This window comes from Herbaspirillum sp. RV1423 (assembly GCF_000577615.1).
Lineage (GTDB): Bacteria > Pseudomonadota > Gammaproteobacteria > Burkholderiales > Burkholderiaceae_D > Herbaspirillum.
The window spans coordinates 75293-99509 of record NZ_CBXX010000004.1; the positions used below are offsets into that span (position 1 = coordinate 75293).

Annotated in this window: 24 protein-coding genes; 14 read left to right on the top strand and 10 right to left on the bottom strand. The window is 61.2% G+C overall.

Annotation, left to right across the window (positions count from 1 at the left end):
- Nucleotides 1–76: 76 nt before the first annotated feature.
- Nucleotides 77–1459: a Gfo/Idh/MocA family oxidoreductase gene (locus RV1423_RS05130; RefSeq protein WP_034293955.1), complete on the top strand. Its 1383-nt coding sequence runs from the start codon at nucleotides 77–79 to the stop codon at nucleotides 1457–1459.
- Between the two features lie 73 nt (nucleotides 1460–1532).
- Here RV1423_RS05130 and RV1423_RS05135 read toward each other — a convergent pair whose 3' ends face one another.
- Nucleotides 1533–3788: a TonB-dependent receptor gene (locus RV1423_RS05135; protein ID WP_034293957.1), complete on the bottom strand. Its 2256-nt coding sequence runs from the start codon at nucleotides 3786–3788 to the stop codon at nucleotides 1533–1535.
- A gap of 81 nt (nucleotides 3789–3869) precedes the next feature.
- On the bottom strand, nucleotides 3870–4271 hold the full coding sequence (locus RV1423_RS05140; protein ID WP_034294489.1) for a DUF2946 domain-containing protein: 402 nt from the start codon (nucleotides 4269–4271) through the stop codon (nucleotides 3870–3872).
- 324 nt (nucleotides 4272–4595) lie between these two features.
- On the opposite strand from RV1423_RS05140, the gene RV1423_RS05145 reads away from it, so the two are divergent.
- Nucleotides 4596–5156 carry a carbonate dehydratase gene (locus RV1423_RS05145; RefSeq protein WP_034294492.1) on the top strand — a complete coding sequence of 187 codons (561 nt, stop codon included), beginning with the start codon at nucleotides 4596–4598 and terminating at the stop codon, nucleotides 5154–5156.
- Nucleotides 5157–5178: 22 nt separating this feature from the next.
- Here the strand turns inward: RV1423_RS05145 and uraH are convergent, their stop codons facing one another.
- Nucleotides 5179–5532: a hydroxyisourate hydrolase gene (gene uraH / locus RV1423_RS05150; RefSeq protein ID WP_034293960.1), complete on the bottom strand. Its 354-nt coding sequence runs from the start codon at nucleotides 5530–5532 to the stop codon at nucleotides 5179–5181.
- A 154-nt stretch (nucleotides 5533–5686) separates the two neighbouring features.
- Here uraH and puuE point away from each other — a divergent pair, with 154 nt between their 5' ends.
- Both puuE and RV1423_RS05160 read left to right on the top strand, forming a co-directional pair.
- Complete coding sequence (gene puuE / locus RV1423_RS05155) at nucleotides 5687–6637, top strand: allantoinase PuuE (protein ID WP_034293963.1); 951 nt, start codon at nucleotides 5687–5689, stop codon at nucleotides 6635–6637.
- A gap of 80 nt (nucleotides 6638–6717) precedes the next feature.
- Nucleotides 6718–7554, top strand: a complete 837-nt coding sequence (locus RV1423_RS05160; protein ID WP_034293966.1) for an outer envelope protein — start codon at nucleotides 6718–6720, stop codon at nucleotides 7552–7554.
- A 64-nt stretch (nucleotides 7555–7618) separates the two neighbouring features.
- Here RV1423_RS05160 and RV1423_RS05165 read toward each other — a convergent pair whose 3' ends face one another.
- The 3 genes from RV1423_RS05165 to pmbA form a co-directional block, all read right to left on the bottom strand.
- Complete coding sequence (locus tag RV1423_RS05165) at nucleotides 7619–9217, bottom strand: MDR family MFS transporter (protein ID WP_034293968.1); 1599 nt, start codon at nucleotides 9215–9217, stop codon at nucleotides 7619–7621.
- 132 nt (nucleotides 9218–9349) lie between these two features.
- Nucleotides 9350–10105: a carbonic anhydrase gene (locus RV1423_RS05170; protein ID WP_197034879.1), complete on the bottom strand. Its 756-nt coding sequence runs from the start codon at nucleotides 10103–10105 to the stop codon at nucleotides 9350–9352.
- 182 nt (nucleotides 10106–10287) lie between these two features.
- Nucleotides 10288–11652, bottom strand: coding sequence for a metalloprotease PmbA (gene pmbA, locus RV1423_RS05175; RefSeq protein WP_034293970.1), 1365 nt, complete (start codon nucleotides 11650–11652; stop codon nucleotides 10288–10290).
- Between the two features lie 69 nt (nucleotides 11653–11721).
- Between pmbA and yjgA the strand changes: the two genes are divergently transcribed.
- A complete protein-coding gene (gene yjgA, locus RV1423_RS05180) occupies nucleotides 11722–12321 on the top strand; it encodes a ribosome biogenesis factor YjgA (protein WP_034293972.1) in 600 nt (199 codons plus the stop codon).
- Entirely contained in the window at nucleotides 12305–12934 is a 630-nt protein-coding gene (gene mog / locus RV1423_RS05185; RefSeq protein ID WP_051516495.1) for a molybdopterin adenylyltransferase, read from the top strand. The genes yjgA and mog overlap by 17 nt, the downstream gene beginning before the upstream one ends.
- Nucleotides 12935–12985: 51 nt before the next feature.
- Here mog and RV1423_RS05190 read toward each other — a convergent pair whose 3' ends face one another.
- A complete protein-coding gene (locus RV1423_RS05190) occupies nucleotides 12986–13621 on the bottom strand; it encodes a hypothetical protein (RefSeq protein ID WP_034293974.1) in 636 nt (211 codons plus the stop codon).
- 125 nt (nucleotides 13622–13746) lie between these two features.
- Here RV1423_RS05190 and RV1423_RS05195 point away from each other — a divergent pair, with 125 nt between their 5' ends.
- Entirely contained in the window at nucleotides 13747–14424 is a 678-nt protein-coding gene (locus RV1423_RS05195) for an alpha/beta hydrolase (RefSeq protein WP_034293975.1), read from the top strand.
- Nucleotides 14425–14535: 111 nt separating this feature from the next.
- On the opposite strand, the gene RV1423_RS05200 is transcribed toward RV1423_RS05195, so the two are convergent.
- Nucleotides 14536–16848 carry an NADP-dependent malic enzyme gene (locus RV1423_RS05200; RefSeq protein WP_034293976.1) on the bottom strand — a complete coding sequence of 771 codons (2313 nt, stop codon included), beginning with the start codon at nucleotides 16846–16848 and terminating at the stop codon, nucleotides 14536–14538.
- A 253-nt stretch (nucleotides 16849–17101) separates the two neighbouring features.
- On the opposite strand from RV1423_RS05200, the gene thiL reads away from it, so the two are divergent.
- From thiL to RV1423_RS05215, 3 genes are all read left to right on the top strand, one after another.
- On the top strand, nucleotides 17102–18067 hold the full coding sequence (gene thiL / locus RV1423_RS05205; protein ID WP_034294498.1) for a thiamine-phosphate kinase: 966 nt from the start codon (nucleotides 17102–17104) through the stop codon (nucleotides 18065–18067).
- Entirely contained in the window at nucleotides 18064–18600 is a 537-nt protein-coding gene (locus tag RV1423_RS05210) for a phosphatidylglycerophosphatase A (RefSeq protein WP_034293977.1), read from the top strand. The genes thiL and RV1423_RS05210 overlap by 4 nt, the downstream gene beginning before the upstream one ends.
- Nucleotides 18601–18690: 90 nt before the next feature.
- Nucleotides 18691–19170 carry a CinA family protein gene (locus tag RV1423_RS05215; protein ID WP_034293978.1) on the top strand — a complete coding sequence of 160 codons (480 nt, stop codon included), beginning with the start codon at nucleotides 18691–18693 and terminating at the stop codon, nucleotides 19168–19170.
- Between the two features lie 95 nt (nucleotides 19171–19265).
- On the opposite strand, the gene pyrF is transcribed toward RV1423_RS05215, so the two are convergent.
- Nucleotides 19266–20084, bottom strand: a complete 819-nt coding sequence (gene pyrF / locus RV1423_RS05220) for an orotidine-5'-phosphate decarboxylase (RefSeq protein ID WP_034293979.1) — start codon at nucleotides 20082–20084, stop codon at nucleotides 19266–19268.
- Nucleotides 20085–20229: 145 nt separating this feature from the next.
- Here pyrF and RV1423_RS05225 point away from each other — a divergent pair, with 145 nt between their 5' ends.
- The 3 genes from RV1423_RS05225 to RV1423_RS05235 are packed head-to-tail and all read left to right on the top strand — an operon-like array spanning nucleotide 20230 to nucleotide 22169.
- On the top strand, nucleotides 20230–20823 hold the full coding sequence (locus tag RV1423_RS05225; RefSeq protein WP_034293980.1) for a LemA family protein: 594 nt from the start codon (nucleotides 20230–20232) through the stop codon (nucleotides 20821–20823).
- A gap of 9 nt (nucleotides 20824–20832) precedes the next feature.
- The gene (locus RV1423_RS05230; RefSeq protein ID WP_034293981.1) at nucleotides 20833–21669 is read left to right on the top strand and encodes a YgcG family protein; all 837 of its coding nucleotides are present in this window, start codon (nucleotides 20833–20835) and stop codon (nucleotides 21667–21669) included.
- Entirely contained in the window at nucleotides 21669–22169 is a 501-nt protein-coding gene (locus tag RV1423_RS05235; protein ID WP_034293982.1) for a TPM domain-containing protein, read from the top strand. Before RV1423_RS05230 ends, RV1423_RS05235 begins: the two co-directional genes overlap by 1 nt.
- A gap of 82 nt (nucleotides 22170–22251) precedes the next feature.
- On the opposite strand, the gene dacB is transcribed toward RV1423_RS05235, so the two are convergent.
- Nucleotides 22252–23685 (bottom strand): D-alanyl-D-alanine carboxypeptidase/D-alanyl-D-alanine-endopeptidase, encoded by a 1434-nt coding sequence (dacB, locus tag RV1423_RS05240; RefSeq protein WP_034293984.1) that lies wholly within the window; start codon nucleotides 23683–23685, stop codon nucleotides 22252–22254.
- A 175-nt stretch (nucleotides 23686–23860) separates the two neighbouring features.
- Here dacB and RV1423_RS05245 point away from each other — a divergent pair, with 175 nt between their 5' ends.
- Nucleotides 23861–24196, top strand: coding sequence for a YnfA family protein (locus tag RV1423_RS05245; protein ID WP_034293985.1), 336 nt, complete (start codon nucleotides 23861–23863; stop codon nucleotides 24194–24196).
- Nucleotides 24197–24217: the final 21 nt, after the last annotated feature.

Sequence of the window (24217 nt, forward strand, 5' to 3'; positions counted from 1 at the left end):
TCCGTACGCCCTGCAAAAACAACGAATCGGCAAGAGAAGCAGGCGCCGGCACGACCATCACAATCAAGGAGACAGCATGGCAACCATGTTCAATCAGCTCAAAGCGCTGGCCGAAGCCGGCAAACCGGTGCGCGTCGGCCTGATCGGCGCCGGCAAGTTCGGCTCGATGTTCCTGTCGCAGGTGCCGCGCACGCCAGGAGTGCATCTGCTGGGTATCGCCGATCTCTCGCCGGCGCGCGCCAAACAGGCATTGGCGCGCGTCGGCTGGAAGGACGACATGCATGCCGCGCGCTCATGGGACGAGGCGCTGCGCGACGGCAGCACCTTCGTGCAGGACGACGCCGAGGCGATGATTGCGCATCCGCAGCTCGACATCGTGATCGACGCCACCGGCAACCCCGCCGCCGGCATCCGCCATGCGCTGCTGTGTTGCCGTCATCGCAAGCACATCATCATGGTCAACGTCGAAGCCGACGCGCTGGCAGGACCGCTGCTGGCGCGCCGCGCCGCCGAAGCCGGCATCGTCTATTCGATGGCCTACGGCGACCAGCCGGCGCTGATTGCCGAAATGGTCGACTGGGCGCGCACGTCCGGTTTCGATGTCGTCTGCGCCGGCAAGGGCACCAAATACCTGCCCATCTATCACCAGTCGACGCCGGACACTGTATGGGGCCACTACGGTTTCAGTGAAGCGCAGGTGGCATCGGGCGACTTCAATGCGCAGATGTTCAATTCCTTCCTCGACGGCACCAAGTCGGCGCTGGAAATGGGTGCCGTAGCCAATGCCTGCGGCCTGACGCCGGGCGCCAGCGGGCTGGCGTTCCCGCCGTGCGGCGTGGACGATTTGCCGAGCGTGCTCAAGCCTGCTTCGGCGGGCGGCATCCTGCCGCATTCCGGCACAGTGGAAGTGGTATCGTCACTGGAGCGCGACGGCCGTCCGGTGTTCCGCGACTTGCGCTGGGGCGTGTACGTGACCTTTGAAGCACCCAGCGATTACGTACGCGACTGCTTCGCCCAGTACGGCCTCAGGACCGACAACAGCGGCCGCTACGCCACCATGTACAAACCCTATCACCTGATCGGTCTGGAACTCGGCATCTCGGTGGCCAACATCGCCGTGCGCGGCCAACCCACCGGCAGCACACTGGCCTTCAGCGGCGACACGGTGGCCACTGCCAAACGCGACCTCAAGCCGGGCGAAAAGCTCGACGGCGAAGGCGGCCATATGGTGTACGGCAAACTGATGCCGGCAGTCGACTCGCTCAACGCCGAAGCGCTGCCGATCGGACTGGCGCATCACATCGTGCTGCAACGCCCGGTCGCCGCCGGGCATACTGTGTGCTGGAGCGACGTCGCCGTCGACAGCACGTTGCAGTCGATCCAGGTGCGGCGCGAGATGGAATCGCTGTTCCGCAAGGAGATGGGCTTGCCGGCGCCGCGTGCGAGCATCGCGGCCTGACATCATTGGACGACGAAAAAACCGCCGCCCGATTCTGCATCGGGCGGCGGCTTTCGTTTGTCCGACAAGCGGATCAGAAATCGTATTTCAGTTCCGCAAACAGAGTCCGCTGCGGAAACGGGTGGAACAAGAAGTAATCCTTGTTGGTGATGTTGTCGATGCCGACCGCGCTGCTCCAGTGCTTGTCGATCTTGTAGCGCACGCGGGCGTCGAAGACCATGTAACTGTCGAAGCCCTGGTAAGTGTTCGTATTGACATCGCTGTTGTCGACGGTCGCATACAGACGTCCGCTATAACGCCCCGCCACCGTATAAGCCCACTTGTCGTCGGGACGGTAGGTCGCCACCAGCGTCGCACGCCATTCCGGCACATAAGGCGTGCGCTTGCCGACCGAGGTCGTGGTCGCCGACACGAAACTGCTGTTGGCAAGAATGCGCGCATCGACGTAAGTCACGCTGCCGTTGAGTTCCAGTCCGCGGATCAGCGCATCGTCCTTCTGCACGACCAGTTCAACGCCGCGCTGGCGCGTCTTGTCGACGTTTTGCGTAAACGAGGCGACGCCGCTGCCCAATGTCGAGGTTTGCGAAATCAGGGCATCCGAGACTTCTTCTTGGAACAGCGACACGCGCGCCTTGCCTTTGTCGAGCGCGCGTTCGATGGCCAGCTCGCTTGACAAGACTTTCTCCGGCTTCAGGTTGGGATTCGGTTGCAGGAAAATGCCGCCGACCTGCACGTTCTGGTACAGCTCGCCCACGGTCGGGAAGCGCAAGGCCTTGCCGAACGACCCGGTGACCTGCCAGTTGTCGTCCGGCGCCCAGGCCAGCGAAAATTTCGGTGAGAAGCCGGAATGCTTCACCTCGGGCTGATTGACGCCGCCGCCCGCCGCGGCGAAGTTGTAGCCGTCGAACGCCTTCCACCATTCGTAGCGGCCGCCCACGGTGGCCTTCCAGTTCTGCGACAAGCGCCAGACATCCTGCGCCCACAGCGCGGTCGTCCGGGTCTTGCCGCGCGAATCGACCGACAAGGCGTCATTGTCGCCGGACACCCAATTGCCGGTCAGATAAGTCGGGCTGACCAGCTTGTACTCGTCGGCATGCCCGCCGAAGCTGACGACGTGCGCGCCGCTGACGCCGTCCGGGCGCCAGGTGCCTTTCAGGTCGAGCGTATTCCAGCCGGTGCCGCCGGCATCGGCGATGGTGCCGGGACCGCCGCTTTGCGCGGCCGGATAAGCGCCGGTCGAGGTGCGCGTGACATCCCTGGCGACGTAAAAATTGCTCGCAACGGCTTCCCAGTCCCAGGCGCCTTGCGTCTTGCTCCTGACCGCCAGGCTTTGCATCCATTGCTCCTGCTCGGTGTCGTTGCTGGAAAAGGCGCTGGTGTAAACCTGCGCGCCGGCAGCATTGCGGAGGTAGGACTGCGCGTGCGCATCGGCATTGTTTTGCCAGAAACCCAGCGTGTAAGTAGCGGTGAGCGTCGGCGAAAAATCGTAGGCCAGCTTGAGCTTGGCGTTGTCCTGGACGGTGTGCGTCAGGTTGCCGGCGCCGAGCACATAGAGATTCTTGCCGGTGCGGTCTTGCGTGAGATAGGCGCCGCTGCTCCCGGCCGGCGCACTTGCCGCCGTGATGTAAGTCACCGGCTGGCTGTAGCTGTCCAGATGATTGGCGCTGAACCACCACGACAGGTCGCCGCTGCGATTGCCGAGCGTGGCGCTGAATTCCTGCGAGCGGTAGGTATTGCCGGTGCCGTACTGGCTGAAATCCTGGAAGGCCGTGTTGGCCTTGACGCTGGCTTCGAAATGCTCGGGCATGCGCGTGGTGATCTCGGTCACGGCGCCATAGGAATTGCCCGGATACTGCGCGGCGAATGGGCCGTACAACACGTCGATGCGTTCCACCTCTTCCGGCGCAACCATGAACCAGCGCGGCGAACCGTTGCCGTTATTGTTATTGATCAGCGCCGACAACAATGTGCCGTCGGCATAAATCAGGCTGCGCGCGCCGGCATTGATGCCGGTGGTGCGCGTGGACATCGGCGCCTGCGTGTCGCCGATGAAACGCTTGCGCACCAGCACGTTGGGCAGGTACTTCAGCGTGTCTTCGACATTCATGGCGTTGACGGTGTCGGCAGCCTTGTCCGCGGTGATGCTTTCGGTGGTGGTCGGCAGCCTGTTCTTTTCGCTGACCGATTGCGACTCCTTGACGACGACTTCGGGCAAGGCGGCATCGCTGCCTTCGGCCTGGGTCAACGGACTCCATGCAGCGATCAGCGCCAGCAGCAGCGGCCGCAATTGAGCGGGGAAGTAAGCGGGGATTGAGGTTGTTTTTTTCATGTTGGGATGGACCGGCCGCGCCCGCGTGGCTTCGGCAGCGCAGGCGCGTGACTCAATGAGAAGGATGCTTCGGAAACTGACTCAGGAGCGTGTCGGCGGCGCCCGCGAAGAGGCGACGGTCCAGGCAAACAAAGGCTGCGGGGAACAATAGAACAGCCCAGGCAGGAAATAGGAAATCAGGAGGATCGCCCCACCCGCGGCGACGTCATGCGGCGGCAACGTCGCGTCGGCGTGCATCAGGCAGTACGGACAAGACGCCGACAAGGATTTCGGTTCGGAAGAATCGGGGAAACCGGACGCAGCGGCGGCCGAAGGACTCTTGCCGAAAGCGCTGCAGATCTCCATCCAGAACGCGCCGCCGGAACGATCCTGCGCGGATGCGGACAGCGCGTGCGATATTGACGGCGCAAGCGCCATCATCAGCATCGCCAGGATGGCGGCCCATGTTGTGATTGTCAGTCTGATTGTTTTGCGCTTCCCCATCTCGCGAATGTAGCACGCAGGCTCGCCGGAACGCAGCCAGGGTGATGACTGCCGCGCCGGTCGGAAGGCGTTTAAGGCGCCGGCAATATTGCGCGAAAGCCTTGCCGGTGGCGACAGACGAGCGGATGCGCCGCATGGCGGCAACCCGGTGCGGCAAATTGTCGCACCGGGCGCAAGGACGTTTTTCTGCCTCGCAGCACGATGCCATCCTGACAAAAACCTGATCGCACAAAAGCCGATGCGATGGCCGCGCCGCCCGGCGGTTCTCGTCCAAACAAGGTATCATCCGGCATCTTCAATCTCAGCTTCAGGAGATCGCAATCCATGCTTCGACGCAATCCTTCCGGTGATTTGCCCCGGGTCCACGAATCCGCTTATGTCGACCAGACCGCCATCCTGTGCGGCAAGGTCGTTGTCCATGAAAATGTCTTCATCGGTCCTTATGCCGTAATCCGCGCCGATGAAGTGAATGAAAAAGGCGAGATGGAAGCCATTGTCATCGGCGCCCACTCGAACATCCAGGACGGTGTGGTGATCCACTCCAAGTCCGGCGGCGCCGTCACCATCGGCGAACGCACCTCGATCGCCCATCGCGCCATCGTGCATGGCCCTTGCACGGTCGGCCACGACGCCTTCATCGGCTTCAACAGCGTGCTGTTCAATTGCGTGATCGGCGACGGTTGCGTGGTGCGCTACAACGCCGTGGTGGATGGCTGCCATTTGCCGCCGGGGTTTTACGTGCCGTCGACGCTGCGCATCGGCCCTCAGACCGACCTTGATGCCCTGCCGCGCGTGTCGGCGCAGGCATCGGAGTTTTCCGAAGACGTCGCGCGCACCAACAATGAACTGGTGCAAGGCTACAAAAAACTGCAGAACGAATTCTGAGCAGCGGACGCTGGAAACGCGTTCAACTTCCTCTGTACGTCGAATAGGCCCACGGCGACACCACCAGCGGCACATGGTAGTTCTGCGCGGGATCAGCGATGCCGAAGGCGATCACGACATCGTCGATAAAGCGCGGCGTCGGCGCCTCGACGCCCTGCGCGGCGAAATAATCGCCGGCGCCGAACACCAGTTCATAGCGTCCCGCCTGCAATTCATCGCCTTGCAGCAACGGCGCGTCGCAGCGGCCGTCGCCGTTGGTGACGGCATTCTTCAGCAAGATTTTTTCATTGCCCCTGACTGCATACAAGGCCACCCTGACGCCGGCGCCCGGCTTGCCCTGCGTGATATCCAAAACGTGCGTGCTCAGTTTCCCCATTGCATTTCCTCTCGTTTGCGGATTTTGTAGACCATTTGACGGCCAAATGATATACCCCTGCCATCAGGTCCATATATGTTCAGACTTATATCTGTCATCAATTCTGAAGACATAATTCGGCGAAGACGTAAAACACAAGTTTAAGGCAGGAGACATGAAAGATCCCAACTATCCCCGCGACCTGGCCGGCTACGGCCGCATTCCGCCGCACGCCCAATGGCCCGGCCGCGCGCGCATCGCCGTCCAGTTCGTGCTCAATTACGAAGAAGGCGCGGAGAACTGCGTGCTCGACGGCGACGGCGGTTCGGAGACTTTCCTGTCCGAAATCATCGGCGCCCAGAGCTTCCCGGCGCGCCACATGAGCATGGAATCGCTCTACGAATACGGCTCGCGCGCCGGCCTGTGGCGCGTGTTGCGCATGTTCGAGGAACGCAAGCTGCCGCTGACCGTCTTCGGCGTGGCGCGCGCCTTGCAGCGCAATCCTGAGGCGACCGCCGCCTTCCTCGAAGGGGGCCACGAAATCGCCTGTCACGGACTGCGCTGGATCAGCTACCAGAACGTCGATGAAGCCATAGAACGCCGCCACATCGCCGAAGCCGTCGCCATCGTCAGAAAAATCACCGACAACGCACCGTTGGGCTGGTACACCGGTCGCGATTCACCCAACACGCGTCGCCTGGTGGCTGAACACGGCGGCATCGCCTATGACGCCGACAGCTACGCCGACGATCTGCCGTATTGGGAAGAAGTGGAAACACGCAAAGCCGACGGTACGCAGGCCGTCGCACCGCAACTGATCGTGCCGTACACGCTGGACAGCAACGACATGCGCTTCACGGCGGCACAGGGCTTCAACTCCGGCGTACAGTTTTTCGATTATCTGAAAGATGCCTTCGATGTGCTGTATGCCGAAGGCGATCCGGCGGGACTCGATCGCCCCAAGATGCTGTCGATCGGTCTGCATTGCCGCATCGTCGGACGTCCGGCACGCGCCTCGGCGCTGGCGCACTTCCTCGATTACCTGCAACGACACGACAAGGTATGGATCACGCGCCGCATCGACATCGCCGATCACTGGCGCGCAACGCATCCATTCAGGCGTTGACGGTTTGACCCACCGCCGTGGCGGCACCACGGAACACCATAACAAAGCAGCACCACATACCATTCAATGGAGGAGACAGCATGCATGCGATATTACGCAAACCTTCGGCCGGACATGTTGCGGCCGGTCTGATCGGCCTGTCGGCGCTGGCCGCAACGCAACACGCCAACGCCGCCGACTGGAGCGACAATGCGCTGGGCTACCGCTACGGCACCAAGTTCGCCGAGCCGTACAACACGCAGGACATCAGCAAGAATATCCTAAGCTTCACGCATGCCAGCGGCTACAAGTACGGCACCAATTTCCTCAACATCGACATGCTCATGTCCGACAACAAGGATAGCAATGCGCAGGAAGCCTACATCACCTACCGCCACACGCTCGACATCGGCAAGATCAGCGGCAAGGACCTGTCCTTCGGCCCGGCGCGCGGCGTCGGCTTCACCCTGGGGTTCGACTGGAACACCAAGAACGATCCCGGCTACGGTTCCAAGAAGCGCATGATCGTCGCCGGTCCGACCCTGATGATGGACGTGCCGGGCTTCCTCAACCTCAGCCTGCTGGAACTGTGGGAAAGCAACCAGCCGGTCGGCATCTCCAGCCGTTATTCGTACGATCCCCATCCGATGTTCAACGCCGCCTGGGGGATTCCTTTCGGGTCCAGCGGCCTCGCCTTTGAAGGCTACGTCAATTACATCGCCGCCAAGGGCCGCGACGAATTCGGCAGTCCGACCAGTCCCGAACTGAATTTCGACGGCCAGGTCATGTACGACGTCGGCATGCCGCTGGGTCTGGGCAAGAACACCTTTCGCATCGGAGTGGAGTACCAGTACTGGCGCAACAAGTTCGGCAACCAGCATGTCATCCCCGGCACGCTGGCCAAGACGCCGATGATCCGCGCCGAATATCATTTCTAGACCGCAAACAAAAACGGCGTGCCTGAAACGCCAGGCACGCCGCTTTATATCTGCATGGGCAGGCTCATTCCGACAATACCGGTTCCACCTTTTCTTTCGAGGCGAAACGGATCAACGGCACCCGCCGCACCATCCACAAACCGATGAGCGCCGATACGACGGCCAGCGCAATGCCCATATGGATCGCGCCGACCAGCGCGTCGCGAGCGGCGTCGAGCAAGGCCGAACCGTTGTGGCCGGCTTGCAGCATTTGCGCCAGCAAGGTCGACTGGATGTCGTGGTTGACGAGGATTTCCGGATCCTTGAATTCGGCCAGCCATTGCGCGGCATGGTCGCTTTCCAGCGCGCGTTCGACACCGCTGCCGTACATCTGCGCGACCAGCGTGCCGGTCACGGCAGTGCCGAGCATGCCGCCGATCATGCGCAACGATTGCAGCAAGGCGGTGGCGATGCCCAGGTGCTCGCGGCTGGCGGCCTGCTGCGCGAAAACGGTCAGGTTGGGCAAGACAAGGCCCAAGCCGAAACCACCTGCCAACATTGCCGTCAGCATGAATCCGGTGGGCGTGCTGCGTTGTGACAGCACGATGCCGAGACAGGAGAGCGCGATCAATACGAAACCGACATACATCATCATGTTGGGATTCGGGATGCGCGTGACGATGCGACCGTTGACGATGCTGGCCACGGTGATACAGGCTACCAGGGGCGTGATCAGCAAACCGGCTTCACGCGGCGACATGCCAAAGCCGCCCTGGAACAGCAGCGGCGAATACATCAGCATCGAAAACATGGAGAAGCCCGCCAGGATGGACAGGAGGAACAGGCTGGACAACGCCGGATCCTTGATCATTTCGAACGGCAGGATGGGCTGCTCGACGTGGCGCTCCCATTTCCATAACGCATAGAAAGCGCCCACGCTGATCACCAGCAAAGCCAGCATGCCGCCCGTCAGGCCGCGCTTGGGCAACATTTCGACCAGCAGTTGCAAACTACCCAGCGCGGCAGCGATCAGCACCGCGCCGAACCAGTCCAGACGGATCTTGCCTTCGTGCTTGACATGCTGAATGTGCGGCATATAGCGCAGCACAAAGAACAGCGACAAGGCGCCCACCGGCACGTTGACGTAAAACACCCAGCGCCAGCCCAGCGACTGTGTCAGGAAACCGCCCAGCGATGGACCGACCGACGTTGCGATGCCGTATGCCGCGCTGAGGATGATCTGCCAGCGCAAGCGCACATGCGCATCGGGAAAAAGATCGGCAACCGAGGCGAAGGCGGTGCCGACCAGCATGCCGCCGCCGATGCCCTGCAAGCCGCGCGCCAGCACCAGGAACAGCATACTGTCGGCCCAGCCGCACAACACGGAAGCGACAACGAAAATGATGCTCGATGCGATCAGGAAAGGCTTACGTCCGAAATAATCGCCGAGCCGCCCGAAAATCGGCACCGTGATGACCGACGTCAGCAGGTAAGAAGTCGCCACCCACGCGTACAGGTCAAAGCCTTTCAGCTCAGCTACGATGGTAGGCAATGCGGTGCCGACGATAGTCTGGTCCAGCGCCACCAGCATGATGACGAAACAGATGCCCAACGTGGCCATCAGGGATTCTCGGAAAGGCAGGACTTGACCGCTGGAATACGCAGTGTCGGCAGAAGGGGTCATATTGGCTGGACAACAATTGAGGGAGCAATGCGAGCGTTAACACGCCATTCTATCAATAGACCGCAGGCATTGCTGGCCATCCTTCCAAACAGCCCCCTCAAACTATCGCAGCAAAAAGAAGAGAAGCGGGACTCACCGGACTTTCTTGCGCTCGACGTAATGCAGCACCACCCGCTCGTTCAACGGCTGCACATCGCGATTGTTATGGGCGTAGTAGCTTTTGAATCGTTCGATCTGCGCACCCGACAATTCCATTTTCCGATCCAGTACATACCATTCCACATTTTCAGTCAGCGGCGGCGTCGTCAGCGAGCCGAGATAATGGTAATAGTTCTTATGCGCAGGCAACAGCTTGTTGATGTTGACGCTCTTGACAGACGCCGACTGCCCGCGCACCACCTGCTGCAAAATGCGATCGAACTCGGCATTGCCCTTGCCCTCCCGGTACAGCACGGCGATCACGGCAAGCCGGCCGTTCTTGGCTTTGTAGACAAAATGCCCTTCCAACGGAAAATGCTCCCCGTCGATCGTGTGCTCGCTGGCGGCATGGAAATGGAATTGCACCAACTGGAAACGGCGACCGCGAATCGTGGCGCTATCGCCATGCGACAAATTGATCTGGATGGAATGGCCGTTGTCCACTACCTTCCCGTCAAGCGCTACGTCGAAGACCCGGATATTGTCGTCATCGTCATCATCCTTGTCGACCTTCGCCTTCGCCGGTTCTATGTTGACCGGCGACTCCATGTCGCCATGCACGGCATGCCAGTCTGCCTGATGATCGTAGTCGAAATGCTCACCTTCTTCGCCAAAAGCAAGACGACTTGCAAAAGCAAAGGCGATGATAAAAAAATACGTTCCGCATCGTTTGAAAGAAATAGTGGACATGTCGACTCCTTTATTCAGTCTGGCGGTAAATGACAATACGGCGAAGATCATCTCCGCCTTCCTATTGCATTTCCGCCAATACTAAACCGAGCCCGAGGTCGGTTTAAAGCCAAATAAAGCAGGTTTCGCCGCACTGTTCAGATTTGTGGCGTAAATGACGCGGAACAGCCACACAATGTCGGTCAGTCTCCCGCCACGGTCATGTTTTCCAGCAAGATCGAGCCGGTTTCCTTGGTGCCGCGGATCAACGTGTCGTTGCCGATGGCGACGATCTGGTTCAGCATGTCTTTCATGTTGCCGGCAATGGTGATTTCCTCGACCGGATACTGGATCACGCCTTTTTCCACCCAGTAACCGGACGCGCCGCGCGAATAGTCGCCGGTGACGTAATTCACACCCTGCCCCATCAGCTCGGTGACCAGCAGACCGGTATCGAGTTTTTTCAACATGCCCTTGAAGGTGTCCGCAGCCGTCGTCAGCGACGAGGTCAGCGACAAATTATGCGAACCGCCGGAGTTGCCGGTAGTCTGCATGCCCAACTTGCGCCCGGAGTATGTCGACAGGAAATAACCTTGCACCACGCCATCCTTGACCACGTCGCGGCGCTGGGTCTTGACGCCTTCTTCATCGAACGGCGCGGAACCGACGCCGCCGATGACGTGCGGATCTTCAAGAATCTGGATGTGATCTGGAAACACCTGCTTGCCGAGCGAGTCGAGCAGGAAGCTCGATTTGCGATACAGCGCACCGCCCGACACCGCCTGCACGAAAGCTCCCAGCAAACCCGCCGCCAGCGGCGCCTCGAACAGCACGGGACATTTGCGCGTCGACAGCTTGCAGGCGTTCAGGCGCGCCAGCGCGCGTTCGGCGGCATAGCGGCCAATGGCTTCCGGCTTGGCCAGCTTCCTGGGATCGCGCATCGACGAATACCAGTCGTCGCGCTGCATGTTGGCGCCTTTGCCGGCGATCGGAGCCACCGAAATCGTATGGCGGGAGAACGGATAGCCGCCGATGAAACCGCGCGAATTGGCGGCGACGAAATGCGATTGCTGGGCGTAGACGCTGGCGCCCTCGCTGTTGGTGATGCGCTTGTCGACCGCCAGCGCGGCGGCTTCGCAGCGTTGCGCCAGTACCACCGCTTCTTCTGCGGTGATCAGCCACGGCGTGCATAGCTTGAGATCGCGCGGATGCATTTCGAGGTTTTCCACCTCGGGCAAACCGGCGCAGTCGTCGATGGCGGTAAAGCGCGCAATGTTGTAGGCCGCTTCCACGGTTTCCTTCAACGCCTGCTGCGAGAAATCCGAAGTACTCGCATTGCCGCGCCGCACATTGCGGCCCTCGCCGATGTAGACGGTGACGCCGATGCCCTTGTCCTTGTTTTGCTCGATGGTTTCGACTTTGCCCTTGCGCACGGCCACCGATAGCCCGCTACCTTCGCTGATATCGACCGCCGCATCGGACGCGCCCTTCTCCTTGGCGTAACGCAACACATCCTGTGCAAGCTGCTTCAATTGGTCTTGGGTATGGGTAAATACGGTATCGCTCATTGGCCTGTTTTCTTCGAAATGCGGATAAAACGGGTATCATAGCAGTCGTTTAGCTTATTTTTCTGAATCATGCCAAATCCCAATCGCGGGTCCTGCGGATTTCAATCCAACGAATTCGAGCAGGAATACGACCGTCCCTCCAAATCCCAACTGAAACGCGAAATGACCGCGTTGCAAAAACTGGGCGAAGAACTGGTTGCCGAACCACGCGACCGCGTCAAGCGCGTGCCTATGCCGGAGGATGTGCGCGACGCCATTCTCGAATGCCAGCAAATCAAGGATCATGAAGGCCGCCGCCGCCAGATGCAATTCGTCGGGAAGAAAATGCGCACCCTCGACGAAGACGAAATTGCCGCCATCCAGAAGATGCTCGATAGCTGGCGCGGCCTGTCCAAGGCAGACACTGCCGCCATGCACGCGCTGGAGCGCCGCCGCGAAAAGTTGTTGAAAGACGACGGTGCCCTGACCGAATTGCTGGCGCAATATCCCGACCTCGACGTGCAGCATCTGCGCACGCTGATCCGCAACGCCCGCAAAGAGCAAGCCGAAAACAAGCCTCCCAAAGCCTATCGCGAAATTTTCCAGATCCTCAAGCAATTGCAGGGCGAATCACGCGCTGCCGCTGCGGAAGACGACGCCGACGAGCTGGACGATGAGCACGAAGACTGATCCCGCGCCTCGCCATCCCGATGAACTCCTGATCGGCCTGGTGTCCATCTCCGACCGCGCCTCCGGCGGCGTCTACGAAGACAAGGGCATTCCGGCGCTGCAAGACTGGTTCGGCACCGCGCTGACCAGTCCTTGGCGCATGGAAAAGCGGCTGATCCCCGACGAACGCGCGCTCATCGAGCAAACCCTGATCGAACTGGTCGACGCGGTCGGCTGCCATCTGGTCCTGACCACCGGCGGCACCGGCCCTGCGCGCCGCGATGTCACACCGGAAGCCACGCTGGCAGTCGCCACCAAGGAAATGCCCGGTTTCGGCGAACAGATGCGCCAGATCAGCCTGCAATTTGTGCCGACCGCGATCTTGTCGCGCCAGGTTGCCGTGATTCGCGAAACGGCCGATCACGCAGCCCTGATCATGAATCTGCCGGGCCAGCCCAAGTCCATCAAGGAAACACTGGAAGGCATCAGGGACGCCGACGGCAAGCAGGCAGTGGCGGGAATTTTTGCCGCCGTGCCTTACTGCATCGACCTCATCGGCGGCCCTTACATAGAAACCGATGAAGCCGTTTGCAAGGCTTTCCGTCCCAAGGCGGCAATCCGTCCAGCCAAATAACGCCGAACCGGCCTCAGAACCCCTGTTCACGATCTGTAGCGAGAGCTGCTCTCAGGGCGGACAAGGCGGCTGCTCCTTGCCGCCGCACAGCGTGGCATGGTTCAGCAAGTCCAGGTAGACCTGCAGTTTCTGCGGCGTGATGCGCCAGCCATAATCCTTCAACTCGTTCTCGGTCGCCGGCCGCCAGCCGAACTGCACCAGGAACAAATGCTCCTTGCCTTCGACCACCGCAATCATGCTGCCTTCACCATAAGGTGCGACTGCGCCGTAGCGATCGCAGAAACCGCCGCTGATCGACGTCGCTGCGCCATTGGTCATGGTGTCCTTTCGCTTCATTGCCGCGAAATGCCCCTGGCAATTGAGCTGGGCGCCTTGCAGCACACGCTGGACGATCTGCGACGACATGCCGGCGGTGCCGTCAATCGCGCCGCGCTGCACCGACATGTAGCCTTCGCGCCAGGAGTCGTGGCTTTCGTTCTGCGGCATGAACTCGACTACATAATCGCCATTCGGATCGCCGTTCATATACGCCAGGCGCCAGCCTGAGGGCGGCTGGATGATCAGGTTCTCGCCGTTGGGCTGGAATATACTGCCTTCCAGCAGCGCGGCGTTTGCCTGCAGCGGCGCCGTCAACGTCACGGCAGCCAGCCAGGCGCTCATCAACAGGGAAGTGAATATCTTTTTCATTGCTGCTCTCCATCGGACCGGGCGCAGATTTTCCGCCGGGATCGTCGTATCATGATGCATTGGCGCGTCTGCGCCGCAAACATTATTGTGCACCAAGCTGCGCCAACCTGATCCGAAGAAAAAACATGTCCGCTCCAGCCCCGCTCCAGACCATCGAAATCGAAACCGCTCCGAATCCGACCGCTGCCGTCATCTGGCTACACGGACTCGGCGCCGACGGCAACGACTTCGTGCCTATCGTGCGCGAGCTCGACCTGTCGGGCTGCCAGCCTATCCGTTTCGTCTTCCCGACGGCGCCGACCATGCCGGTCACCATCAACGGCGGCTACGCCATGCGCGCCTGGTACGACATTTTCGCTCCCGACCTGGTGCGCCGCGAAGACGAACCGGGTCTGCGCGCTTCGCAGGCATTGGTCGAAGCATTGATCGCCAAGGAAAAGGCGCGCGGCATACCGGCCGGGCGCATCGTCCTCGCAGGCTTCTCGCAAGGCTGCGCGATGGCGCTGCAAACCGGGCTGCGCCATCCCGAACAACTGGCGGGACTGATGTGCCTGTCGGGTTACTTGCCGCTGGCCGGTACGATTGCAGCGGAGCGCCATGCCGCCAACTACGCCACGCCGATCTTCATGGGGCACGGACGTCAGGACCCGGTCGTGGTCATTCCGCGCGCCGAGCAATCGCGCGATGCATTGACTGCGCTCGGTTACCGGATCGAATGGCATGAATATCAGATGCAGCACTCGGTCTGCATGGAAGAAGTCGAGGACATCGGCCACTGGCTGGCGCGCGTATTGCCGAAATAAGGCGATGCAGCAAAGGCTGCCCCTCCCACCCAAATAAAAACGGCGCAGTTCTTTCGAAATGCGCCGTTTTGCTTGCGTACCTGATGTATCTATTCAAATGTCCAACCGGAATCAACGCTCCGATATTGCATCCATGACGCACAAGGCGGTCATGTTGACGATACGGCGCACTGTTGCCGACGCGGTCAGGATATGCACCGGCTTGGCGCAACCCAGCAGGATCGGGCCGACCGCCACGCCGTTGCCGGACGCGGTCTTCAGCAGGTTGTAGGCGATATTGGCGGCATCGATGTTCGGCATCACCAGCAGGTTGGCGTCGCCCTTCAATGGCGAATCCGGCATGACATGATGCAGCAGCTTCTCATCGAGCGCGGTGTCGCCATGCATTTCGCCGTCGACTTCCAGGTCGGGCGCCAGCTTTTGCACCAGCGCCAGCGCGGCGCGCATCTTGCATGCCGACTCGCTGTTGCTGGAACCAAAGTTCGAATGCGACAGCAGCGCCGCACGCGGATGCAGGCCGAAGCGACGCATTTCCTCAGCGGCCATGATCGTGATTTCCGCCAGTTCCTCGGCGGTCGGATTTTCGTTGACGTGGGTGTCGACCAGCACCAGTTGGCGGTTCGGCAGGATTACGCCGTTCATCGCGGCATAGACGTTGACGCCTTCACGCTTGCCCAGCACCTGATCGATGTAATGCAAATGCAATTGCGTGGTGCCGTAGGTGCCGCAGATCATGCCGTCGGCGTCGCCCTTGTGGATCGCCATGGAGCCGATCAAGGTGTGGCGGCGACGCATTTCCAGCTTGGCGTATTGCTCGGTGACGCCCTTGCGCTTGCTCATTTCAAGGAAAGTCTGCCAGTAGTCGCGATAGCGGCTGTCGAAGTTGGGATTGATGACTTCGAAGTCGATATGCGGGCGCAGGCGCAGGCCGAATTTCTTGATGCGCTGTTCCAGCACTTCCGGACGACCGACCAGAATAGGCTTGGCCAGGCATTCGTCGACGACGACTTGCACCGCACGCAGGACGCGCTCTTCTTCGCCTTCGGCGTAGACGATGCGCTTCCTGGCTTCCGGCGCTTTCTTGGCGGCCTGGAAAATCGGACGCATGAACGTGCCGCTGTGATAGACGAACTGTTCCAGCTTTTCGGCGTAGGCGTTCATGTCCGGGATCGGACGGGCGGCGACGCCGGATGTCTCGGCAGCGCGCGCGACCGCCGTCGCGATCTTGATCATCAGGCGCGGATCGAACGGCTTGGGAATGATGTACTCCGGACCGAACGACAGGTTGGTGACGCCATAGGTCGCCGCGACGACGTCGGATTGCTCGGCTTGCGCCAGTTCGGCGATCGCGTGCACGGCGGCGATTTCCATTTCGCGCGTGATCGTGGTCGCGCCGGAATCCAGCGCGCCACGGAAGATGTACGGGAAGCACAGGACGTTGTTGACCTGGTTCGGATAGTCGGAACGGCCGGTGGCGATAACGGCGTCGTCGCGCACTGCCTTGACTTCTTCCGGCAGGATTTCCGGCGTCGGATTGGCCAGCGCCAGCACCAGCGGACGCGGCGCCATCTTCTTGACCATGTCCGGCTTCAGCACGCCGCCGGCGGACACGCCGAGGAAAATGTCGGCGTCGGGAATCACCTCGGCCAGCGTACGCGCATCGGTCTCGCGCGCGAAACGCTCCTTGTCCGGATCCATCAGTTCGGCGCGGCCCTTGTAGACCACGCCGGCCAGGTCGGTGACGTAAATGTTTTCGATCGGGAAGCCGAGGTCGACGATCAGGTCCAGACAAGCCAGCGCCGCGGCGCCAGCGCCGGAAACCACCAGCTTCACTTCCTTGATGCTCTTGCCGACGACTTTCAGGCCGTTCAGGATGGCCGCGCCGACGATGATCGCCGTGCCGTGCTGGTCGTCATGGAAAACCGGAATCTTCATGCGGTCGCGCAACTTGCGCTCGATGTAGAAGCACTCGGGCGCCTTGATGTCTTCCAGGTTGATGCCGCCGAAAGTCGGCTCCAGCGAGGCGATGATGTCGCACAGCTTGTCCGGATCGGTTTCGTTGATTTCGATATCGAAGACGTCGATGCCAGCGAACTTCTTGAACAACACGCCCTTGCCTTCCATCACCGGCTTGGAAGCCAGCGGGCCGATGTTGCCCAAGCCGAGCACGGCGGTGCCGTTGCTGATGACCGCGACCAGATTGCCGCGCGCAGTGTATTTGAAAGCGTTGGCCGGATCGGCGACGATTTCTTCGCAGGCCGCAGCGACGCCCGGAGAGTACGCCAGAGACAAGTCTCGTTGATTGGTCAACTGCTTGGTGGGCGTGACGCTGATCTTGCCCGGCGTTGGAAATTCGTGGTATTCCAGCGCTGCCTGGCGAAGTTGCTGACGCACTTCTTCTTTCTTGCTGATCATCGAATCCATACTCTGCGTTCTCTTTTCTAGACGTGTCGAAGACCTGCAATTTTAGCAGAGGTCGGCCCGCTCTCATAGGCCGGAAGGGCCTCCATTTATGGTGCAGCGCGGCATTTCGATGTCCTTTGCAGGTTCGCTTCCGGTATGATTTGCAGGCGGAGATTATCGGCGAGACCAGGACGCAATGGTCCTACCAATCACCATCCGCAAGTGTGCGAAAACCTGCGACGCATCATATGACGTATTGGTTACAATCATGTCCATGCTCACCGAATTTGAACTTATCTCACGCTATTTCACGCGGCCCTCGCGTGCCGACAGCCGCGCGGCGCTCGGCGTCGGCGACGATTGCGCGCTGCTGACGCCGGCGCCGGGCATGCAACTGGCTATATCGACCGACATGCTCGTCGAGGGTAGGCATTTTTTCCCGCATGCCGATCCTTACGCATTGGGCCACAAATGTCTTGCCGTCAATCTGTCCGATCTCGCCGCCATGGGGGCGCAACCGATTGCCTTCACGCTGGCCTTCGCCCTGCCGGAAGCACGCGAAGACTGGCTCGCGCCATTCTCGCAAGGCATGCTCAGACTGGCCGACGAGCACGGCTGCGAACTGATCGGCGGCGACACCACCAAAGGGCCGTTGACAATCTGCATTACCGTGTTCGGCGAAGTGCCCTTCACCCAGGCCCTGCGCCGCGACGCCGCCCGCGATGGCGACGACATCTGGATTTCGGGCACGCTGGGCGACGCCCGTCTGGCGCTTGCAGCCTACCGCCGTGAACTGACGCTGACGGCCGACGCACACCACATGGCGGCGCAACGCATGCATCAGCCGACACCACGCGTGGCGCTCGGCATGGCTTTGCGCGGCATCGCGCATGCCGCCATCGATGTCTCCGACGGCCTGGCCGGCGACCTCGGCCACATCCTCGCGCGTTCGCGCGTCGGCGCGCGCCTGGATGTCGATGCGTTGCCGGCGGGCGCCGTCCTGAGCACCCAGACGCAAGCCTTGCGCCGCAATTTCACACTATCGGGCGGCGACGACTACGAACTTTGCTTCACCGCTCCCGCCAGCCGGCGCGAACAAGTGCTTGCCGCCGCGGAAAAAGCCGGCGTCGAGGTGGCCCGCGTCGGTGCCATCGAATCGGCGCCGGGCCTGCGCCTGGTGGATGCCGGCGGCGAACCGCTGGACCTCGTACCTTCTTCTTTTGACCATTTCGCTTCATGACAGCAACAATAGACCAGGGTCGCAAACCTTATTCGACCAAACCCGTCCGCCCCACTTCGCGCTTCATGCTGGCGCATCCGGCGCATTGGCTGGCGCAAGGCTTCGGCAGCGGTCTCTCGCCCATCATGCCCGGTACCTCCGGCACCCTGTTCGCCTGGCTGGCGTATGCCGTCCTCACGGCGCGCTGGCCCGCCGTCTTTACGCCGCTGACCTGGCTGGCCGTCATCGGCGTCGGCTTCGTGGTCGGCATCTGGGCCTGCCATCGCACCGGACGCGACCTCGGCGCGCCCGACCACGGCAGCATGGTGTGGGATGAAATCATCGCCTTCTGGCTAGTCCTGGTGATGCTGACGCCGGCGGATCTGTCGACGCAATGCTGGGCCTTCGTCTGGTTCCGCTTCTTCGATATGGTCAAGCCGCCGCCGATTGCTTATTTCGATCGCCGCTTCAAAGGCGGCTTCGGCGTCATGTGGGACGATATCGTTGCAGCGTTTTATACCTTGTTGGTATTTGCCTTCTGGCGCGCTATGTAGACCCGCGCCAACAAGAGTATGCTTGGCACATCGGAGACGCATTTCCCGACACGTTGACAACTACCGGAACTGATAAGGGATGACATCAACATGGACACCAAGATTGATCTCGCCGCACGCGTCGGCCAAGCGCTCAAAGCCAGGAATCTCCTGCTCTCCACCGCTGAATCCTGCACCGGCGGCGGCGTAGCCCAAGCCATCACGGAAATCGCCGGATCGTCGGAATGGTTCGACTGCGGTTTCGTCACCTACTCGAATGCGTCCAAGAACGAATTGCTGGACATTTCGGAAGCGCTGATCGCCCGGCATGGCGCTGTCAGCGAAGAAATCGCCGCCGCCATGGCCGAGGGTGCGATTGCCAACAGCAGTTCGGACGTGGCCGTCTCCACCACCGGCATCGCCGGTCCCGGCGGCGCGGTGCCCGGCAAACCGGTCGGCACCGTCTGTTTCGGCTGGAAAATCGGCGACCAGATTTTCACCGAACGCCTGGTGTTCGGCGGCGACCGCCAGGCCGTGCGCGAACAGTCGGTGGTGCATTCCTTGCGAGGCTTGCTGCGCCTGCTGACCTGAGCGTCGCGCCCCGCCGACGTAAAAAGAGCCGCGGCGATACGATCGCGGCGACTCCGTTTTTTGCTTGCCTTCGCTTTACTTCCTTGTGCCTCTACTCAACGATACTGATTGATCGCGTCGCGCGTTTCCAGCGCCACGCGTCGCGCTGCGGCTGCATAGTCTTCGCGGTCCTGCGCTTTTGCGTACAGAATCGCGCGCGAAGAATTGATCATCATGCCGGCGCCGGCCGCCGTCTTGCCAGCCTTGACGGTCGCCGCCACGTCGCCGCCCTGGGCGCCGACGCCCGGCACCAGCAAGGGCATGTCGCCGATGATGCCGCGCACCTGCGCCAGCTCGTCAGGAAAGGTGGCGCCGACCACCAGGCCGCATTGGCCGTTGGTGTTCCATTTCTCGGCCACCAGGCGTGCTACGTGCTGATATAGAGGCACGCCGTCGACCTTCAGAAATTGCAAATCGGAACCGCCCGCGTTGGAAGTACGGCATAGCACGATGGCGCCGCGGTCCTTCCATTCCAGGTACGGCGCAACCGAATCGAATCCCATGTACGGACTGACCGTCACCGCATGCGCGCCATAGCGTTCGAATGCTTCGCGCGCATATTGCTCGGCGGTCGCGCCGATGTCGCCGCGCTTGGCGTCGAGAATGATGGGAATATGCGGATAACGGTCGCGGATGTAAGAACAGATTTCTTCGAGCTGGTCTTCGGCGCGCAAGGCGGCGAAATAGGCGATCTGCGGCTTGAAGGAACACGCCGCGTCGGCGGTGGCGTCGATGATGCCTTTGCAAAAAGCGAGGATGGCGTCGGGCTTGTCTTTCCATTGCGCCGGAAATTTGGCGATATCCGGGTCCAGGCCGACGCATAGCAGCGAATTGTTGGCCTTCCATGCGGCGGATAATTTGTCGATAAATGTCACGATAAGCCTTAATATGCAAAGATGCGATATTGTAACGCGCCCGCACCGACCGGCCTCCATTTGAGGCGGCGCAGAAGGCGATGCTTGACGTTCAACCCTGGACTGATCACAGTAGCGAATGTTTTTAATGACTCTGAGGAACACGATGAAAAAATGGTTTGCATGGCTGGCGATCGCCGCTTCCGTATTGACCCTGAGCAGCTGCGGCTATAACGACTTCCAGGCCAAGGACGAAGCCACCAAGGCGGCCTGGGGCGAAGTCGTCAACCAGTACCAGCGGCGCGCCGACCTGATTCCCAACCTCGTCAACACCGTCAAAGGCTACGCCGCGCACGAGAAGGACACGCTGGAAGCCGTGACAAAGGCGCGCGCCGCCGCGACCAGCTTCCAGATCACGCCGGAAGTGCTGAACAATCCGGAAGCCTTCAACAAGTTCCAGCAGGTGCAAGGCGAACTGTCGTCCGCCTTGTCGCGCCTGATGGCGGTCTCGGAAAATTATCCGCAACTGAAGGCCGACACCAGCTTCCGCGATCTGCAATCGCAACTCGAAGGCACCGAAAACCGCATCACCGTGGCGCGTCAACGCTACATCGTGGCGGTTCAGGAATACAACATACTGGCGCGCAGCTTCCCGACCAACATCACCGCCAAGATTTTCAGCTATCAGGTCAAACCATCCTTCACCGTCGACAACGAGAAAGCGATATCCACCGCGCCGACCGTCAATTTCGGCAAGTAAGTTTCTCCTATGCCACGCTTCCGCCTCCTGTTGACGTTTTCCCTGACGCTCCTGCTCGCCGGCTTCCTGCAATTCGCCGGTGCGCAGGATTTCGTCGCCGTTCCGGCGCTGACTTCGCACGTCGTGGACCAGGCCCGCATGCTGGACGAACAACAACGGCATACGCTGGACCAGGTCCTGAGCGATTATGAGACCCGCACCGGCAGCCAGATCGCCATCCTGCTGATCTCCAGCACCGCGCCGGAAGCCATCGAACAATACGGCATCCGCGTCGCCGATGCCTGGAAGCTGGGCCGCAAAGGCGTCGACGACGGCGTCATCCTGATCGTCGCCAAGGACAACGACAAGGCGCTGCGGCGCCTGCGCATCGAGGCCGGGCGCGGCGTCCAGGGCAGCCTGACCGACGCCAAGTCCAAGCGCATCCTGGAAGACGTGATCGCCCCTCACTTCCGCCAGAATGATTACTATGGCGGCCTCGCGGCCGGCATCTCGGCGCTGACCAGCCTGCTCGATCAGGAAAACCTGCCGGCGGCGGAAAAGCAGAAGCAGGGCGCCGTGCAAGACGACGGCGGCTGGCTCAATGTCATCGCGCCGATCGTGTTCCTCATCGTCTTCTTCACGGTGATGCTAGTCGTGCGGCGCCGGCCGCGCAACAATCTCAACAGCAACGAGTGGGGCAACGCCGCCGGCGTCATCATCGGCAGCATCCTCAGCGAAGCCGCACACAGCCGCAGCGGTCGCGGCGGCTCAGGCGGGTTCGGCGGCGGCGGGGGATTTTCAGGCGGAGGCGGATTTTCCGGCGGCGGTGGAGGTTTTGACGGCGGCGGCGCCTCGGGGAACTGGTGATGAACAAATTTTCACGCATCCTGAAACATCTTGGCAGCACCCGCGTCGCAGCCAGGAGGGCTTTTCCGTCGGCGACGCTGCAGGCGATCCAGTCCTGCATTGCCGCCGGCGAGGCGCTGCACCGCGCCGAAGTGCGCGTCGTGGTCGAAGCCGCCCTGCCGTTTCCCGCGCTGCTGCGCGGCGAATCGGCACGCGCCCGCGCGCACGAGTTGTTTTCCCACTACCGGATCTGGGATACCGAAGAGAACAGCGGCGTGCTGGTCTACGTCAACCTGGCCGATCATCGCGTCGAGATCGTGACCGACCGCGCAGTCGGCCGCGCGCTCAAGCGGGCAGACTGGGAAGCGGTTTGCAGCACAATCACCCAGGGATTTGCCGGCCGGATTTACCATGACGGCATACTGCAGGCCCTGGCGCAAATGAATCAGATGCTGGCCCTGCATTTTCCTCAGTCGACACAGCACAAGAACGAGATTTCAAATCGTCCACTCATACTCTGACGTCGTTATTGCGACCTGACGTTTCACTCAGTGAAAGCGCCGACGAGGGCTCCCCTGACCTCAAGACTTTCGTCGGCGACGCTCAGCCTTTCTCGAACACCCATTGCAGCAAGGCGTCTTGCGCGGCCTGGCCGGACTGCGCATTCGGGTGATTGATCAGGCACACCACCACATACATCTTGCCCGACGCCGCCTGCACGTAACCGGCGATCGACCGCACATCATTGAGCGAACCGGTTTTGACGTGCGCCTGACCGGCCACGGTTTCGCCGCGCAAACGCTTGCGCATGGTGCCGTCGTAGCCGGCCAGCGGCATGGAAGCGATGAATTCCGGCATTACCGGCGAATGAAACGCCGCCACCAGCACCTGACCCAAGGTATTCGGCGCGACGCGCTCGTTGCGCGACAAGCCGGCGCCGTTTTCGATTACCACCTCGGCGCCGCCAATGCCCTTGCCGGTCAGCCAGTTGCGGATCGCCTGCGCGCCGCGCTCGATATTGCCGGGCGCCTGCGACATCTGCGCGCCGATGGTCAGCAACAACTGGCGCGCCATGACATTGTTGCTGTACTTGTTGATGTCGCGGATGACTTCCGGCACCGTCGGCGATTGCCATTCCGCCAGCAGCCGCGCCGCCGGAGCCACGTTGCCCGGCATGACCTTGCCGGAAATGGTGCCGCCCAGTTCGCTCCACATCTGTCGGAACACGGCGCCGAAATACCGGGTCGCGCTCATGCGATACGGATGGATGTACCAGACCTTCTCGCCGCAGACGGCCGGAAAGCTGCCGTTGAACATTGCCGCGCCGGTGCCGACATCGGCTTGCAGCTTACCCTGCCAGTCGCCGCAGACGGCGTCCTTCGACAGCCGCGGCGCCTGCAAGGCATAACCTGACAAGGGCGGCTCCATGGTGACGCTGACCCGGCCGCCGGCTTCGTCGGGAATGAAACGCAACGCCAGCGTCTTGTAATTCAGCAGCAAGGCGTCCGGTCCGACGTTATAGGGCTTTTGCGGATCGCCGTCGAATTGCGCCGGATCGTAAACGCTCTCCTCGAAAACGCTGCGGTCCAGCACCAGGTTACCGCGAATGTCGCGCACGCCCCTGGCGCGGATCTGGCGCAAGAACAGCCAGAAGTTTTCCATCACCAGCTTGGGATCGCCGCTGCCCTTGATGCTCAGGTCGCCGCTGAGGACGCCGTCGTTGAGCGCACCGTCGATGTAGGCCTGGGTCTTCCAGTTGAACGTCGGGCCGAGCAATTCGAGCGCCGCGTCGGTGGTCATCAGTTTCATTACCGAGGCCGGATTGAACGGCGCCGCCGCGTTGTAGGCCAGCATCGGCCGGCCGGCATCGACTGCCTGGACAAACACGCCGACGTTGGAAGCCGGGATTCTTGCCTGCTTCAGCGCATTGGCCATGACCAGCGGCAATTCCTGCGCCGCAGCCTGTCGCATGTTCGCGATGCCGCACACGGCAAGAGCGCACAGCGCGAATGTTCGTAATTCCTTGAAAATCTGCATGGGTAGCCAACAAATGATGACTCGGCATTATATGTCGACCTTTGGCCCGCCGTTCTGGCGATCAGGCGACATATGTTGTAACCTGAACATATTGGTTGGATGCAAGTCGCGCTCAATGTTAAGCTCCGTCTCATCATTCAGCGCCTGTCCCGCTTGACAACCCATCCTACGCCCCATGGATGCAATAAAAACACTCGCCCTGTTCGTCTTGACTGCGCTGGCCGAAATCATCGGCTGCTACCTCCCCTATCTCTGGCTGAAAAAAGGCGCGACACCCTGGCTCATCGTCCCCGCCGCACTCAGCCTGGCCCTGTTCTCCTGGCTGCTCACGCTGCATCCGACAGCCGCCGGCCGCGTCTATGCCGCATACGGCGGCGTCTATGTATGCGTCGCCGTGCTGTGGCTGTGGGTCGTGGATGCGATCAGGCCGAGCGTGTGGGATGCCGTCGGCGCCGGCGTCACCCTGCTCGGCATGTCCATCATCATGTTCGCGCCGCGCCATGCCTCCTGATCCTGTTATCTCTCCAATTGC